Origin of the sequence: Bradyrhizobium pachyrhizi, assembly GCF_001189245.1 — a bacterium.
Classification (GTDB): domain Bacteria; phylum Pseudomonadota; class Alphaproteobacteria; order Rhizobiales; family Xanthobacteraceae; genus Bradyrhizobium; species Bradyrhizobium pachyrhizi.
This window is the reverse complement of the sequence record NZ_LFIQ01000079.1, coordinates 1-14801: the sequence shown is the minus strand read 5'-3', so window position 1 is coordinate 14801 and position 14801 is coordinate 1. Positions and strand designations below refer to the sequence as shown.

The 14801-nt window shown below is 65.4% G+C and carries 14 protein-coding genes; 2 read left to right on the top strand and 12 right to left on the bottom strand.

The window, feature by feature from the left end; genetic code table 11:
• Positions 1-37: 37 nt before the first annotated feature.
• The 4 genes from AKL29_RS17320 to AKL29_RS40765 all read right to left on the bottom strand — a co-directional run bounded on the left by AKL29_RS17320 (position 38) and on the right by AKL29_RS40765 (position 5085).
• Entirely contained in the window at positions 38-1516 is a 1479-nt protein-coding gene (locus AKL29_RS17320; protein ID WP_028332629.1) for a cell wall hydrolase, read from the bottom strand.
• A gap of 123 nt (positions 1517-1639) precedes the next feature.
• On the bottom strand, positions 1640-1903 hold the full coding sequence (locus tag AKL29_RS17315) for a hypothetical protein (protein ID WP_050384985.1): 264 nt from the start codon (positions 1901-1903) through the stop codon (positions 1640-1642).
• A 25-nt stretch (positions 1904-1928) separates the two neighbouring features.
• Entirely contained in the window at positions 1929-4838 is a 2910-nt protein-coding gene (ppdK, locus tag AKL29_RS17310) for a pyruvate, phosphate dikinase (RefSeq protein ID WP_028332630.1), read from the bottom strand.
• A gap of 91 nt (positions 4839-4929) precedes the next feature.
• Positions 4930-5085, bottom strand: a complete 156-nt coding sequence (locus AKL29_RS40765; protein ID WP_016844375.1) for a DUF3096 domain-containing protein — start codon at positions 5083-5085, stop codon at positions 4930-4932.
• Positions 5086-5318: 233 nt separating this feature from the next.
• Between AKL29_RS40765 and AKL29_RS17305 the strand changes: the two genes are divergently transcribed.
• Positions 5319-5678: a DUF1236 domain-containing protein gene (locus AKL29_RS17305; RefSeq protein WP_028332631.1), complete on the top strand. Its 360-nt coding sequence runs from the start codon at positions 5319-5321 to the stop codon at positions 5676-5678.
• Between the two features lie 135 nt (positions 5679-5813).
• Here the strand turns inward: AKL29_RS17305 and AKL29_RS17300 are convergent, their stop codons facing one another.
• The 8 genes from AKL29_RS17300 to AKL29_RS17265 form a co-directional block, all read right to left on the bottom strand.
• Positions 5814-6914 (bottom strand): hypothetical protein, encoded by a 1101-nt coding sequence (locus tag AKL29_RS17300; RefSeq protein WP_050384984.1) that lies wholly within the window; start codon positions 6912-6914, stop codon positions 5814-5816.
• 118 nt (positions 6915-7032) lie between these two features.
• Positions 7033-7626, bottom strand: a complete 594-nt coding sequence (locus AKL29_RS17295; protein WP_050384983.1) for a class I SAM-dependent methyltransferase — start codon at positions 7624-7626, stop codon at positions 7033-7035.
• 3 nt (positions 7627-7629) lie between these two features.
• A complete protein-coding gene (gene glyS / locus AKL29_RS17290; RefSeq protein WP_050384982.1) occupies positions 7630-9726 on the bottom strand; it encodes a glycine--tRNA ligase subunit beta in 2097 nt (698 codons plus the stop codon).
• A complete protein-coding gene (locus AKL29_RS17285; protein ID WP_028332635.1) occupies positions 9726-10661 on the bottom strand; it encodes a glycine--tRNA ligase subunit alpha in 936 nt (311 codons plus the stop codon). Before AKL29_RS17285 ends, glyS begins: the two co-directional genes overlap by 1 nt.
• 202 nt (positions 10662-10863) lie before the next feature.
• Positions 10864-11055, bottom strand: coding sequence for a hypothetical protein (locus AKL29_RS17280; RefSeq protein WP_026193154.1), 192 nt, complete (start codon positions 11053-11055; stop codon positions 10864-10866).
• 116 nt (positions 11056-11171) lie between these two features.
• Positions 11172-12083: a S49 family peptidase gene (locus tag AKL29_RS17275; protein ID WP_050384981.1), complete on the bottom strand. Its 912-nt coding sequence runs from the start codon at positions 12081-12083 to the stop codon at positions 11172-11174.
• A gap of 296 nt (positions 12084-12379) precedes the next feature.
• Positions 12380-13237 carry a tRNA1(Val) (adenine(37)-N6)-methyltransferase gene (locus AKL29_RS17270; protein WP_244482108.1) on the bottom strand — a complete coding sequence of 286 codons (858 nt, stop codon included), beginning with the start codon at positions 13235-13237 and terminating at the stop codon, positions 12380-12382.
• The gene (locus AKL29_RS17265) at positions 13200-13427 is read right to left on the bottom strand and encodes a putative signal transducing protein (RefSeq protein ID WP_026193157.1); all 228 of its coding nucleotides are present in this window, start codon (positions 13425-13427) and stop codon (positions 13200-13202) included. The genes AKL29_RS17270 and AKL29_RS17265 overlap by 38 nt, the downstream gene beginning before the upstream one ends.
• A 135-nt stretch (positions 13428-13562) precedes the next feature.
• Here AKL29_RS17265 and AKL29_RS17260 point away from each other — a divergent pair, with 135 nt between their 5' ends.
• Entirely contained in the window at positions 13563-14573 is a 1011-nt protein-coding gene (locus AKL29_RS17260) for a polyprenyl synthetase family protein (RefSeq protein WP_026193158.1), read from the top strand.
• Positions 14574-14801: the final 228 nt, after the last annotated feature.

Sequence of the window (14801 nt, the reverse complement as noted above, 5' to 3'; positions counted from 1 at the left end):
GCGACCTCCCCTTTTCAAGGGGAGGTTAGGCTGACAGCTACCGCCGGGCGCTGGCCTGCTCGGCCGAGCTCTGGGCGGCCTCGGCGAGCTGTGCCGAGATCTTGGCGGTCTCGGCCGGGTTGCCCCAACTCGGCGCGTCGCTGCCGTCGCCCCAGGCGCGCGGGCGATAGAAGGTGTGGACGCCGAACTTGTACATCTTCTTCATCTCGCTGACCCAGGACGGCCGCACCCAATAGGCGTGGTAGTGGGTCGAGCGGTCGACTTCCGGCAGCCACAATTCGCCGTCGAGCATCGCCTTCGCGATCTTCTTGGCGCGATCCCACATGTCGGGCTCGCGGACGACGTCAGCGACGTTGTCGCAGGCGAAGGTGAACTGACAGGCATAATGGCGATTCTTGTTCTGGTAGACCACGCCGCACACCGTCTCCGGATATTTGCCGGAGAAGGCGCGGTTCAGCACCACCTGGGCGACCGCGATCTGGCCACGCACCGCTTCGCCGCGGGCTTCGAAATAGACCGCCTCGGCGAGGCACTTCTCCGACTTGGCGCGCGACTTCTCGTCGAACAGGCCGAGCCGCTCCGCCGGCGTCTTGGTGTGCTGGTCGTCGGCATTGACCTCGCCCTTCGGCGCGATGCTCTCGCCCATCTCGCCGGCCTTGACCGGACCGTCGGCATCGACCGGCAATGACGCCATCACCTTCATGTCGGGATCGGGCGTTGCTACCGGCATCACAACAACCGGCGCCTCGCCGGGCTGCCAGCGCTCGAGGTTCTCCGGCGTGCCGAGCGACGAGCCGAAGAACAGGCTGGCGGTCTGGAATGCGAACGGGTCGCGCTCGCGCGCCGCATCGGCGGGCGCAGCCGCAGGCTTCGCGGGCGCAGGCTTCAGATCGTCGAGCGGGCTCGCCTCGAGCGAGAGCGACACGTCGTTCTGCTGCGGCGACGGCTTGGCATATTGCGGCAAGGGCGGCGCGCGCAGCGCCTCCTGCAATTCAGGATCGAGCGGCGCGCTGTCGGCCGGTGCGGTCGCGGTCTTCATGCCCTTGACCGACGAATTCGATGTCGCGGGATCCTCGTTCGCCGGCGCCGTAGTTGCAGGCTCCGCAGGTTCGACCTGATCGGGCCGCCGGACGACGAGGCGATCGCCCTTCAGGGTGCGATCGACCTTGGGAAAATCGGATGCCTGATAGCGCGGCGGCGGGGCGGTGATCGGATTGCGCGTCACCGTTCCGGTGATATCGAGGTTCGAACTGTCCAGTCTCGCGAGCAGGATTTGCGGGGCTTGCGGCGCGGACGTGCCGATCGGACGGCCGAAGCTGTAGGTCGCGACCTGGATGGAGCCGACGGCGGAGGCGAAGACGCGCTTCTGCCAGCGCTCGGCGACGCCGGGCTGCCGGGCCAGGAGCGAGGCAATATCCTGATATCCGGTCTCGGTCGGCATAAGTGCGAAGATGCCAAGACCGAGACCGAAGAGCGCAAGACGTGCGCTCTTCGGCTGGTTACGCGACACAAACATCGTACGCTCACGCAACGCTTACTGAGTGCAATCGAACGCGGTACATCCGCGCAATTCGACCTTTCTCGTTGCTAAACCGTTTAGGTTGCCGCGGAGTTAATCGGCGTTGCTCGCGCGCTACACTCAAGCGATCGCGCATGTTTCGCAGGTTGCATTGCGCGCCTTGGTAAACGCGCGGCGCGTGAAAGTCGTAAACAACAGGTCAACGGAGATGGTGAATAGAGTGTTGCACGCGCCGTAGGACTCCGGCGCGTAGGATGGGTGGAGCGCGGCGATACCCATCATCTCTCCACGCGGAGGCAATTGATGGGTATCGCTTTGCCCCACCCATCCTACGAACTGCGCGCACGCAACAAACAAAAATGGCCGGGACTTGGTCCCGGCCATTGCACTCTCTGAACGACGCAATCGCTCACGCCTGGCTGGCGATCTCCTTGCCGAGCGCGGCCTGCGCTGCGGCGAGACGTGCGATCGGCACGCGATAGGGCGAGCACGAGACGTAGTCGAGCCCGACCTCGTGGCAGAACGCGACCGATGCGGGATCGCCGCCGTGCTCGCCGCAGATGCCGACCTTGAGGCTCGGCCGCGTCTTGCGGCCGCGGGTGACGCCGATCCTGACGAGCTCGCCGACGCCGTCGCGATCGACCGAGATGAACGGATCGATCTCGAGAATGCCCTTGGCCACATAGGTGCCGAGGAAGCTCGCAGCGTCGTCGCGGCTGATGCCGTAGGTGGTCTGCGTCAGGTCGTTGGTGCCGAAGGAGAAGAACTCCGCAGTCTCGGCCACCTCGCCCGCCATCAGGCAGGCGCGCGGCAGTTCGATCATAGTGCCGACCTGGTAGCTCAGCTTGACGCCGGTTTCCTTCATCACCGCGTTGGCTGTCGCATCGATCCGCGCCTTGACCAGATCGAACTCGGCCTTGGTCGCGATCAGCGGCACCATCACCTCGAGACCGACCGGCTTGCCGGTGCGCTTGCCGGCTTCGACGGCGGCCTCGAAGATCGCACGCGCCTGCATCTCGGCGATCTCCGGGTAGGCGATCGCAAGACGGCAGCCGCGGAAACCGAGCATCGGGTTGAACTCGGAGAGTTCGCGGGCGCGGTCGGCGAGCTTGCGCGGATCAGTGTTCATGGCGCGCGCCACTTCCTCGATCTCGGCCTGGGTGTGCGGCAGGAACTCGTGCAGCGGCGGATCGAGCAAGCGGATCGTGACGGGCAGGCCCTGCATGATCTCAAACAGCTCGACGAAGTCGGCGCGCTGCATCGGCAACAGCTTCGACAGCGCGGCGCGGCGCGACTGCTCGTCCTCGGAGAGGATCATCTCACGCACGGTGCGGATGCGGGTCTCCTCGAAGAACATGTGCTCGGTGCGGCAGAGGCCGATGCCTTCAGCGCCGAACTTCACCGCGGTGCGCGCGTCATCGGGCGTATCGCCGTTGACGCGAACACCGAGCTTGCGGACCTCGTCGGCCCAGCCCATCAGCGTGCCGAACTCGCCGGACAGCTCCGGCTCGATCATCGGCATGCGGCCGGCCAGCACCTGGCCGACCGAGCCATCGATGGTGATGACGTCGCCGGTCTTGAAGGTGCGCGAGCCCACGCTCATGGTGCCGCGGCCGTAATCGACGCGGATGGTGCCGCAGCCGGAGACGCAGGGCTTGCCCATGCCGCGCGCAACCACCGCCGCGTGCGAGGTCATGCCGCCGCGGGTGGTGAGGATGCCTTCCGCGGCGTGCATGCCGTGGATGTCTTCCGGACTGGTCTCGATGCGGACCAGGATCACCTTGCGTCCGTCGGCCTGCAGCTTGGCCGCTTCGTCCGACGAGAACACGATCTCGCCCGAGGCAGCGCCGGGCGACGCCGGCAGGCCGGTCGCAATCACGTCGCGCTTGGCGGCCGGATCGATGGTCGGGTGCAGCAGCTGGTCGAGCGAGGCCGGATCGATCCGCGTCACCGCGTCCTTGCGCGAGATCAGGCCTTCATTGGCGAGCTCGACCGCGATGCGCAGCGCCGCCTTCGCGGTGCGCTTGCCGCCGCGGGTCTGCAGCATCCACAGCTTGCCCTGCTCGACCGTGAACTCCATGTCCTGCATGTCGCGGTAGTGCTTCTCAAGCAGCGTGTAGATCCGCGTCAGCTCCTTGAACGCGGCCGGCATCGCGGCTTCCATCGACAGCTTGTCGGAGCCGGATTCCTGGCGCGCTTCCTCGGTGATGTCCTGCGGCGTGCGGATGCCGGCGACGACGTCCTCGCCCTGCGCGTTGATCAGGAACTCGCCGTAAAGCTTGCTTTCGCCGGTCGAGGGATTGCGGGTGAACGCAACGCCGGTTGCCGAGGTCTCGCCCATGTTGCCGAACACCATCGCCTGCACGTTGACGGCGGTGCCCCAGGATTCCGGAATGTCGTGCAGCTTGCGATAGGTCACCGCGCGCGCGTTCATCCAGGATGAGAACACCGCGCCGATCGCGCCCCACAGCTGGTCGTGCGGATCCTGCGGGAAGTCGTGGCCGGTCTCCTTGGCGACCGCTTCCTTGTACTTGCCGACCAACTCGACCCAGTCGTCGCCGGTGAGGTCGGTGTCGAGCGAATAGCCCTGGCCGTCCTTGAAGGTGTCGAGGATGTCCTCGAAGTGATGATGCTCGAAGCCGAGCACCACGTCCGAATACATCGTGATGAAGCGGCGATAGCTGTCATAGGCGAAGCGGCGGTCGCCGGAGAGTTCGGCCAGCGCTTCGACGGTGCGGTCGTTGAGGCCGAGGTTGAGCACGGTGTCCATCATGCCCGGCATCGAGGCGCGCGCGCCCGAGCGGACCGAGACCAGCAGCGGGTTCTTGGCGTCGCCGAAGGTCTTGCCGGTCAGCTTGCCGACATAGTCGAGCGCCTTCTCAACCTGTGCCTTCAATTCCTTCGGATACGTCTTGTCGTGTTCGTAGAAATAGGTGCAGACCGAGGTCGGAATGGTGAAGCCGGGCGGCACCGGCAGGCCGAGATTGGCCATTTCCGCGAGGTTGGCGCCCTTGCCGCCGAGCAGATTGCGCAAGGTCGCCTGGCCCTCGGCCTTGCCGTCACCGAACGTATAGACCCACTTGCCTGCCTTGATCGCAGCCGGGGCCGCCTTCTTCGCAACGGCCTTCGCCGGCGCCTTGCCGGCGGGCTTTGCGGCCGGCTTTGCAGCCGATTTGGGGGCGGCTTTCGGCGCCGCCTTCGGGGCGCTCTTCTTCAGCGCCTTGCGCGCCGGGGCGGCCTTGCGGGCTGCGGCGGAGGGCTTTGATTTCGCTGCTGTTTTCTCGGCAGTTTTCTTGGACTTCGCGACGGCTTTGGCCATGTCAGACAACAATCCGAAAAGAGGGGTCGAAGATGCGCGCCTTACACCATTTTGAGGGGTTCCGCGCAAGCCGCGAAACCCCGCTTTCCCGCTAGAGGTGCAGCCAGCGCAGCAGACCCATCCCCACGAGCCCGACAAAGATCAGATAGATCGCGACGATGTAGTTCAGCAGCCGCGGCATGATGAGGATCAGGACGCCTGCGATCAGGGCTACGATAGCAGGCAGATGCCCAGCGGTGATGGTCATTGAAGTGTTCTCCGGCGTTTTTGGAGGAGCGAATCGAGCGGCAGTTTATCCGCTGAGGGGAGTTCCCACATCAAGACGCAGGTTACGCCGACGAGTTCCCGCAACTCACGAAAATTGCTCCAAATTGCCGCGTATATGGCGGCGATTTCCCGGAACATCACCACAGCACATGCATTGGCTCGGCATGCGCGCCGGCGAAGGCCGGCGTGCTGCGTGAAAAAATGGAGCGAGCCATGCGAAACAGATTACTTGCCGTTGCAGCGGTTGCTGCCGCGATCACGGTGCCGGCTGTTGCCGCACAGGCCCAGACCGTCGGCATCGTCCGCGGTGGTCCGTCCGTCGCGGTCGATGATGACGGAGGCATCGCGGTCGAACAGCGTCCGGCATTCCGCGAGTACATCGTGCGCGAGCGTGTACCGAACTACACAATTCCGGATCGCGTCGTGGTCGGCACCGTGCTGCCGGACGCCGGCGTGACCTATTACGACGTGCCGCAGCGGTTCGGCGCGACGCCCTATCGTTACACCGTCGTGAACGGTGAGACCGTTCTGGTCGAGCCGCGTTCGCGACGGATCGTTCAGGTGGTCGACTAGATCAACGTCAGCACGATCGCCTGAACGACAGTCCGGGCGCCGCGCAAGCGGATGTGCGCGAGGATCGACCGGACCAGAAAGCCCCGTCCGGCCTCCCCTCCGGGCGGGGCTCTTCCGTTCTGATGCCGTGCCGGGTTACGACTTGAGGATCGAGAGCAACGTCGAGGTCGACTTGTAGCTCTTGATCGCGGCGTCCTGGAAATCCTGCGTCCAGTTGGCCGCCTGGCGCTCCTCCGCGCTCATCGAAGAATATTGCTTGAGGATGCCGAGGCTGAACTGGCGCGGATCGCCGGCGGTCTGGCTCTGCTTCAGCGCGTCGAGCACGGCGAGACGCGTCCGCGTGCTGAGTTCCTGCTTGGCCGCGAAGATCTCCTCGGTGGAGAACTTCTTGTCCTGGTTCAGCGAGATTGCCGACAGCGAGCGGTTGTCGAGCGAGGACAGGTCGGCGAGCTGTCCGGTCTTGCGTCTGACATCGTAGACCAGCTCCTTGCCGCTCTTCGCCGCCTCGCTCTTCTGCCGATCAAGGAAGGCGCGCACGTCGCCGGCGATGCTGCTGAAGTCGCGCGTGGTGCTCTTTGTTGGAGGCGCTGTCCCCGCCAGTGCGGCCGCGATCGGATCGCCGGAAATTCCCGATGGCGCCGTGTTCGGATCCTGCTGCGTCGCCTGATAGCCCTTCAGCACCGCGGCGCGCTGGCTGGCCCAGGTTGCGGTGGCCTTCTCCTCATCGCTCGCACCATCGAGATAATCGAGCGCGGCCTTGTAGCTGACGCTGTAGTCGCCGGTCAGGCGCGTGGTCGCAAGCGACGGCTCCATCGCCTTGTCGAAGCGCTGCTTCAGCTCGGTGGCGGCAACCGCCTGCTCATCCGGGGTGAACTTGCCGCCATTATTGGTCGAGATCGCAAACAGCGAGCGACGGTCCAGCGTCGACAGATCGATCGTGGTCTCGCCGTCGACGATCGGCGCCTTGACGCCGGCGACCGTGTAGAGCCGGTCGAGCGTGATGCGCGCATCGCTGGTGACGCTTGCAAAATCCGGCAGCGGCGCCTTGGCGAGCTGCGCGCGGGCGGCGTCCGACAGCGTGAGGTTGGTTGCGGCGTTGGACGTCGAGGATGCCGACAGATCGCCGGGGGTGCCGTCGCCCGACAACGTCGCCGCCAGCGAGGGCGTCGCTGCGGCCCGCGCATAGGCCGAACCATATTGGGCGTAGGGATTGGGCGTGGTGCCGATCGAGGTCATCGGGCGGTCCCTGCATTGGCGCGGGGGGCGATGTCTTAAGAAATGGTTGCTTCGTCAGGACCTTCGCAGGGCATGGTTAACAAATTGCAAATTGTGTCGAAATATTTCAGGAGCCCGATCAGTCGCGCCGTCGCGCGATGAGGCGGTGAATGACCTTGCCGGACGAGGCACTGACGACCTCGGCGTCGAGCAGCAATTCGGCCGCCGCCAGTTCGGCCAGCACCAGCGACGCATCGAACGCCGCGTAGAGCCGGCCGTGCGCATCGCGCGCATCGTCGCCCGCGGTGACGCGCCAGCTCAGATAGAGGACGCCGCCGGGCTTCACGAGTTCGAGCATGCGGCGCACCGACGGCGCAATCAGCGCGCGATCGAGATGCATGATCACGGTCTCGCACAAGACGTTGTCAAAGCTGCCGGAGGCCAGACCGGACAATGCCGGCAGCTCAGCGTGCGCAAAACGCAAGGCCGGATAGCGGGCGCGGGCTTCCGCGAGCAGGCCCTCGGAGGCGTCAAAGCCTTCAGCCGGAAAGCCGTGGGCATTCAGCCACGCCACCTCGCGACCGCTGCCGCAGCCGATATCGGCGGTCGAGCCGCCCTTGATGAAGAATTGCGCGACGATCTCCTGCAGATCGCGAGGGGCCGGCTGGTCGTGCCAGTCCTGCGCAAACGCCGCCGCATCCTTGTCGTAAGCGGCGAGCGTCGCGCGGTCCATCGATCAGCCTTCGATCCTGGAGAAATCCGCAACCGCGCGCGTCGCGGCGCGGATCTCGTTGAGCAGCTTCAGGCGGTTTTCGCGGACCTTCGGGTCGTCGTCGTTGACCTTGACCTTGTCGAAGAACGCATCGACCGCCGGACGCAGCTTGGCCATCGCACTCATCGCGCCGGCGAAGTCTTCCTTGGCGACGGCGGCGGAGGCCTCGCTCTTCACCTGATCGATCGCCTTCGCCAGCGTCTTCTCTTCGTCGAGCGTGTAGAGCGCGGCATCAGGCGCGCCGTCGAAGGTCCGCTTGTCCTTCTTCTCCTCGATGGCGATGATGTTGCTGGCGCGTTTTGTGCCCGCGAGCAGGTTCTTGCCGTCGTCGCTGTCGAGCAATTTGCCGAGCGCCTCGACGCGGCGGACGACGAGCAGCAGATCGTCCTGGCCGCCGAGCGAGAACACGGCATCGACGAGATCGTGACGCGCGCCCTGGTCGCGGAGCTGGACCTTCAGGCGGTCGGCGAAGAAGGCGAGCAGATCGTTCGGCAGCGTTTCGGCATCGGCCTTGACCGACAATCCGAGCAACGCGGATTTGGCCGTCTTCAGGATCGGCAGGCGCAGCGTGTTCTCGACGATCAGCCGGATCGCGCCCAATGCCGCGCGACGCAGCGCGTACGGGTCCTTCGATCCGGTCGGCTTCTCGTCGATCGCCCAGAATCCGGCAAGCGTGTCCAGCTTGTCCGCCAGCGCGACCGCGACGCTGACCGGATCGGTCGGCACGCGATCGGTCGGCCCCTGCGGCTTCCAGTGCTCCTCGCTCGCGGCAGCGACGGACGCATCCTCGCCCTGCGCCAGCGCGTAGTACTTGCCCATCAGGCCTTGCAGCTCGGGGAATTCGCCGACCACTTCGGTCAGCAGATCCGCCTTCGCGAGGCGCGCGGCGCGCCTGGTCTTCGCGACATCGGCGTCGACCAACGGCGCGATCTCGGCGGCGAGCCGCTCGATCCGCTTGATCCGCTCCGCCTGGGTGCCGAGCTTCTCGTGGAACACGATCTGCTCGAACTTCGGCAGCCGGTCTTCCAGCTTGGTCTTCAGATCCGTCTCGTAGAAGAACTTGGCGTCCGACAGCCGCGGGCGGATCACGCGCTCATTGCCGGCGACGATGGTCTTGCCGCCGTCCGGCGCCTCGATGTTCGCGGTCAGCACGAACTTGTTGGTCAGTTTCCCCGTCTTGGGATCCCTGACCACGAAGCACTTCTGGTTGTTGCGGATGGTGGCGCGGATCACCTCGTCCGGGATCGACAGGAATTCCTTCTCGAACGATCCCATCATGACGACCGGCCATTCGACGAGGCCGGAGACCTCATCGACCAGCACCTGGTCTTCGACCAGTTCGAGGCCCTGCGCGAACGCCAACTCCTTGGCGTCCTCGACGATGATGTCCTTGCGCGCCTGCGGATCGAGGATCACCTTGGCCGCCTTCAGCTTGGCCTCGTAATCCTCGAAGCGGCGCACGGAGATCGCACCCGGCGCCATGAAGCGATGGCCATAGGTAGTCTGCCCGGCCTCGATGCCGTCGACCGAGAACTTGACGATGTCAGGCTCCTCGGTCTCCAGACCGAAGGTCGCGGTGATGGCGTGCAGCGGGCGCACCCAGGTGAGCGAGCCTGATTTGGCCGAGCGCGCGCCCCAGCGCATCGATTTCGGCCAGGGGAAGGTCCGGATGATCACCGGGAGCATCTCCGCGATGACGTCGATCGCGGCGCGGCCGGGCTTCTCGATCAGCGCGATGTAGAAGTCGCCCTTCTTGTCGTGCTGGATCTTTGCCTCGCTGATCGAGGCGAGACCGGTGGCCTTCAGGAAGCCCTGGATAGCGGGCTCGGGGCCACCGACGCGCGGGCCGCGGCGCTCGTCCTTCAAATCGGGCTGGCGCGCGGGAATGCCGTGCACGGTGAGCGCAAGGCGGCGCGGGGTCGCGAATGCCTTGGCGCCCTCATAGACGAGGCCTTCAGCGACCAGCTTGTCGGTCACCATGCGGCGCAGATCGTCCGCCGCCTTGGCCTGCATGCGCGCGGGAATTTCTTCGGAGAACAGTTCGAGGAGAAGATCGGGCATCAGACCGCCCTGCCCGTTTCAGTGTGGATCCATGCCTCGCCGCAGGCCTTCGCCAGGTCGCGCACGCGGGCGATGTAGCTTTGCCGCTCCGTCACCGAGATGACGCCGCGGGCATCGAGCAGGTTGAACACGTGGCTCGCCTTGATGCACTGGTCGTAGGCCGGCAAGGCCATCAGATGTTCCTTTTGATTCCCACCCTCACGCCAGCCGGCGGCGAGATATTTGCGGCAGGCGTCCTCGGCCATCCTGAACTGCTCGAACAGCATCGCGGTGTCGGCAACTTCGAAATTGTGCCGCGAGTATTCCTGCTCGGCCTGCAGGAAGACGTCGCCGTAAGTGACTTTCTCGGCGCCCTCGCGGCCATTGAAGTTGAGGTCGTAGACGCGGTCGACGCCCTGCACATACATCGCGAGCCGCTCGAGCCCGTAGGTGAGCTCGCCCGCGACCGGCGCGCATTCGACGCCGGCGACCTGCTGGAAGTACGTGAACTGCGACACCTCCATGCCGTCGCACCAGCATTCCCAGCCCAAGCCCCAGGCGCCGAGCGTCGGGCTTTCCCAGTCGTCCTCGACGAAGCGGATGTCATGGACGGCGGCGTCGATCCCGATCGCGGCCAGCGACTTCAGGTACAGGTCCTGAAGGTTCGGCGGCGACGGCTTCATGATCACCTGGAACTGGTAGTAGTGCTGGAGGCGGTTGGGGTTTTCGCCGTAGCGGCCGTCCTTGGGCCGCCGCGAGGGCTGCACATAGGCCGCGTTCCAGGGCTTGGGCCCCAGCGCGCGCAACGTGGTCGCGGGATGGAATGTGCCGGCGCCCATTTCCATGTCGTAGGGCTGCAGGATGACGCAACCCTGCTCGGCCCAGAACCGCTGGAGGGCCAGGATGAAGCCCTGGAACGAACGTTCCGGGCGCATGTGGTCAGGCAGGGCGTCCATCGTTGGAATCGGTCTCGCGAGGGGGTGTGAGGCGCGCGGGACCGTATCGGCGGCAGCCCATGGAATCAAGGCGATGGAGGATTGCTGCACGTCATTCCGGGGCGCCTCGGAGAGGCGAACCCGGAATCTCGAGATTCCCCGATGCGCAATTGCGCATCTGAGGTTCTATGCTTCGCATAGCCCCGGAATGACGGGGTGATATCTAGCCCGGGCGATAGGCTCCGGTCACGGGGTCGCGGCGCAAGGTCTTGATTTCGCCCGCGCGGGTGGCCTCGGCCACGCGGGACAATCGCGCCTCTTCGAGTTCCTGGTTGATCCGGACGGCCGTCTTGTACGCCCAGCGGACCACGGCCAGGCTTCCCAAGACGCCTGCGAATGCAATCAGCGGCGGCATCGGTCGATCCTTGTCGTTCACGTCTATCAGGCCCCCAATGGCAGGCATTCTCGCGCAAGGCGGCCTGCGCCGCAATCGTGGTTTTGGGGCTAAATGGCGCGCTCACATCCCTGTGTTCACAGCCCGAATCTGGCCCAAATCGCACGGGTTTCCAGCGCCGAGATCACCTCGTCCGGCAGCGCGGCCAGTCCATCCAGCGCCGCCAGCGATCCCGCCCCCGGCGCCCGCCGGCCGAGCAGGCCGGACAGCAAGCCGCTGGCCGGCGCAATCACCGGGGTCAGCACCTTGTCGCCGTAGCGGGCCCGCAGCGTGGAGCGGATGTCGCCGATGCCGTCGGCGAGCCCGAGACCAATCGCGCTATCGCCGGCCCAGTATTCACCGGTGAACAGCACGTCGTCGGCGCCCTTGAGGCGGCTGCCGCGGCTCTGCTTGACCAGCGCGATGAAGATCGCATGGATCTCGCGCTGGATCGCCTTCAGCCGGGCGACGTCGTCCGGGTTCTCGGGAAGGAACGGATCGAGCATCGCCTTGTGGCTGCCCGCCGTATACAGCCGGCGCTCGACGCCGATCTTCTTGATCAGCCCCTCCAGGCCAAAGCTGCCGCCGACCACGCCGATCGAGCCCAGGATCGAGGACGGGTCGCAATAGATCTCGTCGCCCGCGCAGGCGATCATGTAGCCGCCGGAGGCCGCGACGTCCTCGACGAACACCAGCACCGGCAGCTTCTTCTCGGCGGCGAGTTGCCGGATGCGCAGATAGATCTGCCGCGACTGCACCGGCGAGCCGCCCGGCGAATTGATCACCAACGCCACCGCCTTGGCATTCCGCGTGCCAAAGGCGCGCTCCAGCATCTTGGCGACGCCGGAGAGTGTCATGCCGGGCCGCAGCGGCGTCACCGCGCCGATCACGCCTGCCAGCCGCACCACCGGCACGACGGCCGCGCCGCGCCTGAAGCGCGCCGGCAACATTGCCTGCACGCGTTCGAGCAGTCCCGAACGTCCAGCGTGATCACTTATTTGTTCACTCATGCCGTTACCTCGAATTAACCACTTTTTATCACGCCACTGTCATTGGAATCCGTGGAACGCGTTTTGCATTTTGTCATTGGGGCTGCAATGCGCGGGCGGAGAGGGAATTATGAAAATCTATCTGCTGATTTTGCTGATCGGTACACTCCTGGCGGCGATCCACTTCACGTCCACGCCGGACCGCCAGTCGGAAACGGCTTCGCAGTGATTTAGTGCCTCTGGCGACGTGGGCAGCATGCCTGCCCGCTAAAGCGCAATGCCATCGCGCCTTGGCTTCTTGTTCGAGCATGATCTTTTTAGCGCCGCGCCAGCGGCAATTCCCCCTTCCCGGCCAGAATCTCCTGCACCCATTTATTGGGCACGCCTGACTCTTCGTTGAGCAGCAGCGCGGCATGCAGCCGCGTCGGTGCCCGGCCGCCCTTGGTTGCCCGCACCAGGATTCGGATAGCCGGCGACGTCACGTCGCCGTGAACCGGCAATATCTCGACACTGCCGAAGCCGCGGTCCAGCGCGGCCAGCACCTCGGCAATGCCGTCAGCCCGCCAGATCAGCGCAAGCTGCCCGTTCGACTTGAGAATTCGCCGCGCCGCGTGAACCCAGCCGGCCAGGGTGGTCGCGGTCGCGACATGGGCGCGCTCGCGCACACCGTCCGGCGAGGCGCGGTGCCGCGACGGATCGTTGAACGGCGGGTTCATCAGCACGACGTCGGCGCTATCCGACCCGAGGCCGGCATCATCGAAGGCTGCGGCGCCGGCTTCGACATCAAGCACGATCACCTGCGCCATGATCGCGTTGGTGCCGGCATTATTCCGCGCAAGCTCGGCCAGGACCGGGTCGATTTCGACCAGGACGAGATCGATCCCCCCCACCCGCCGCGCCACCGCCAGCCCGGCCGCGCCGACGCCGGAGCCGAGATCGACGACGCGGTCGCCCGATCGAGCCGGCGTCGCCGCGGCGAGCAGGATCGCGTCATGGCCGGCGCGGTGGCCGCTGCGGGGTTGCCGCAGGCGCAACTGGCCACCGAGAAATCCGTCTTCGGTGATCCCGGCGGCCGGAGACTCGTTTTTTGACGCGTTTTCTTCACGCGAACCGGGGCCCACTTCGCTCGAAAACGCTCTAGTCATCGGCCCGCAATTCGTGGCCGAGGCCGGCATCGGTCAGGAGCTGGCGGGCCTCGTGGTTGTCGTCCTCATGCACCAGGATCCGCCGCGGCAGCACGCCGAGCGAGCCCTCGATGATGCTCATGTTCTGGTCCAGCACCAGATGATGGATGTTAGCGCTGTCGAGCAGCGCGCCAATGGCGGAGACCAGCACCATGTCATTGGTCCGTACCAATTCCCGCAAAATACGCTCTCCTGTCGCCCCGCCTGTGCGGCACTTGCGCCACATGTCAATAACTTGATGGCCTTGCCGCTGCACCGCGCAGTTTCTATTGTTATAGCTGAGCATAGTGCGTATTCGGCAAAATTGGAGACCAGCGTGGCGGTTATTGTACCCTTCGAAAGCCCGTCCAATGCTTCGATCGACGGGCTGGTGGGACTTGTCGCCGCCGACATGGAGCGCGTCAACGCGACGATTCTTTCGCGGACCGGTTCCGAGGTCACCATGATCCCCGAGGTCGCCAATCACCTGATCTCCTCCGGGGGCAAGCGGTTGCGCCCGATGCTGACGCTGGCGATGGCCCAGCTCGCCGACTATTCCGGCGACGGCCATATCAAGCTCGCCGCCGCGGTCGAGTTCATGCACACCGCGACCCTGCTGCATGACGACGTGGTCGACGAGAGCGAGCTGCGCCGCGGCAAATTGTCCGCGCGGATGCTGTGGGGCAACGAGGCCAGCGTGCTGGTCGGCGACTTCCTGCTCGGCCAGGCGTTCCGGATGATGGTCGAGGTCGGCTCGCTCCGCGCACTCGACATCCTCTCCGCCGCCGCCGCCACCATCGCCGAGGGCGAGGTGATGCAGCTTGCGGCCGCCAAGAACACCGCGACCACCGAGGACGAATATCTCGCCGTGATCCGCGGCAAGACCGCGGAGCTGTTCGCCGCCGCCTGCGAGGTCGGCCCCGTGATCGCCAACCGTCCGAAGGCCGAGCAGACCGCGTGCCGCTCGGTCGGCATGAATCTCGGCATCGCCTTCCAGCTCGTCGACGACGTGCTCGACTATGGCGGCAAATCCGCAAAACTCGGCAAGAATGTCGGCGACGATTTCCGCGAGGGCAAGATCACGCTCCCGGTGGTGCTCGCCTTCCGCCGCGGCAATGATACCGAACGCAAGTTCTGGATCCGCGCGCTGGAGCGCGGCGAGATCGGATCGGCCGACCTCGATCACGCGATCGGGCTGATGACCAAGCACCGTGCGCTGGAAGACACCATCAGCCGCGCCCAGCACTACGGCGCGATGGCGGTCGACGCGCTGGCGCTGTTCCCGCCCTCGCCGATGAAGACCGCGCTGGAAGAGGTCGTCGCGTTCTGCCTGGCGCGCTCTCATTGATCTAGGCACTCGCGAGCAACAAAACGATGTCGTCCCTGCGAAAGCCGGGACCCATACTCTGCGGCCGAAGTTGTGACGGGAACTCGTCGTTCCAACATCGCACAATAAGCAGCATCGGTGGTTATGGGTCCCTGCTTTCGCAGGGACGACACCCAGTTTATTGCGCCGCCCGTCGCAAAATATTTGTCGTCCTGGCGGAAGCCAGGAGGTAGATTCACATTCGAAGTG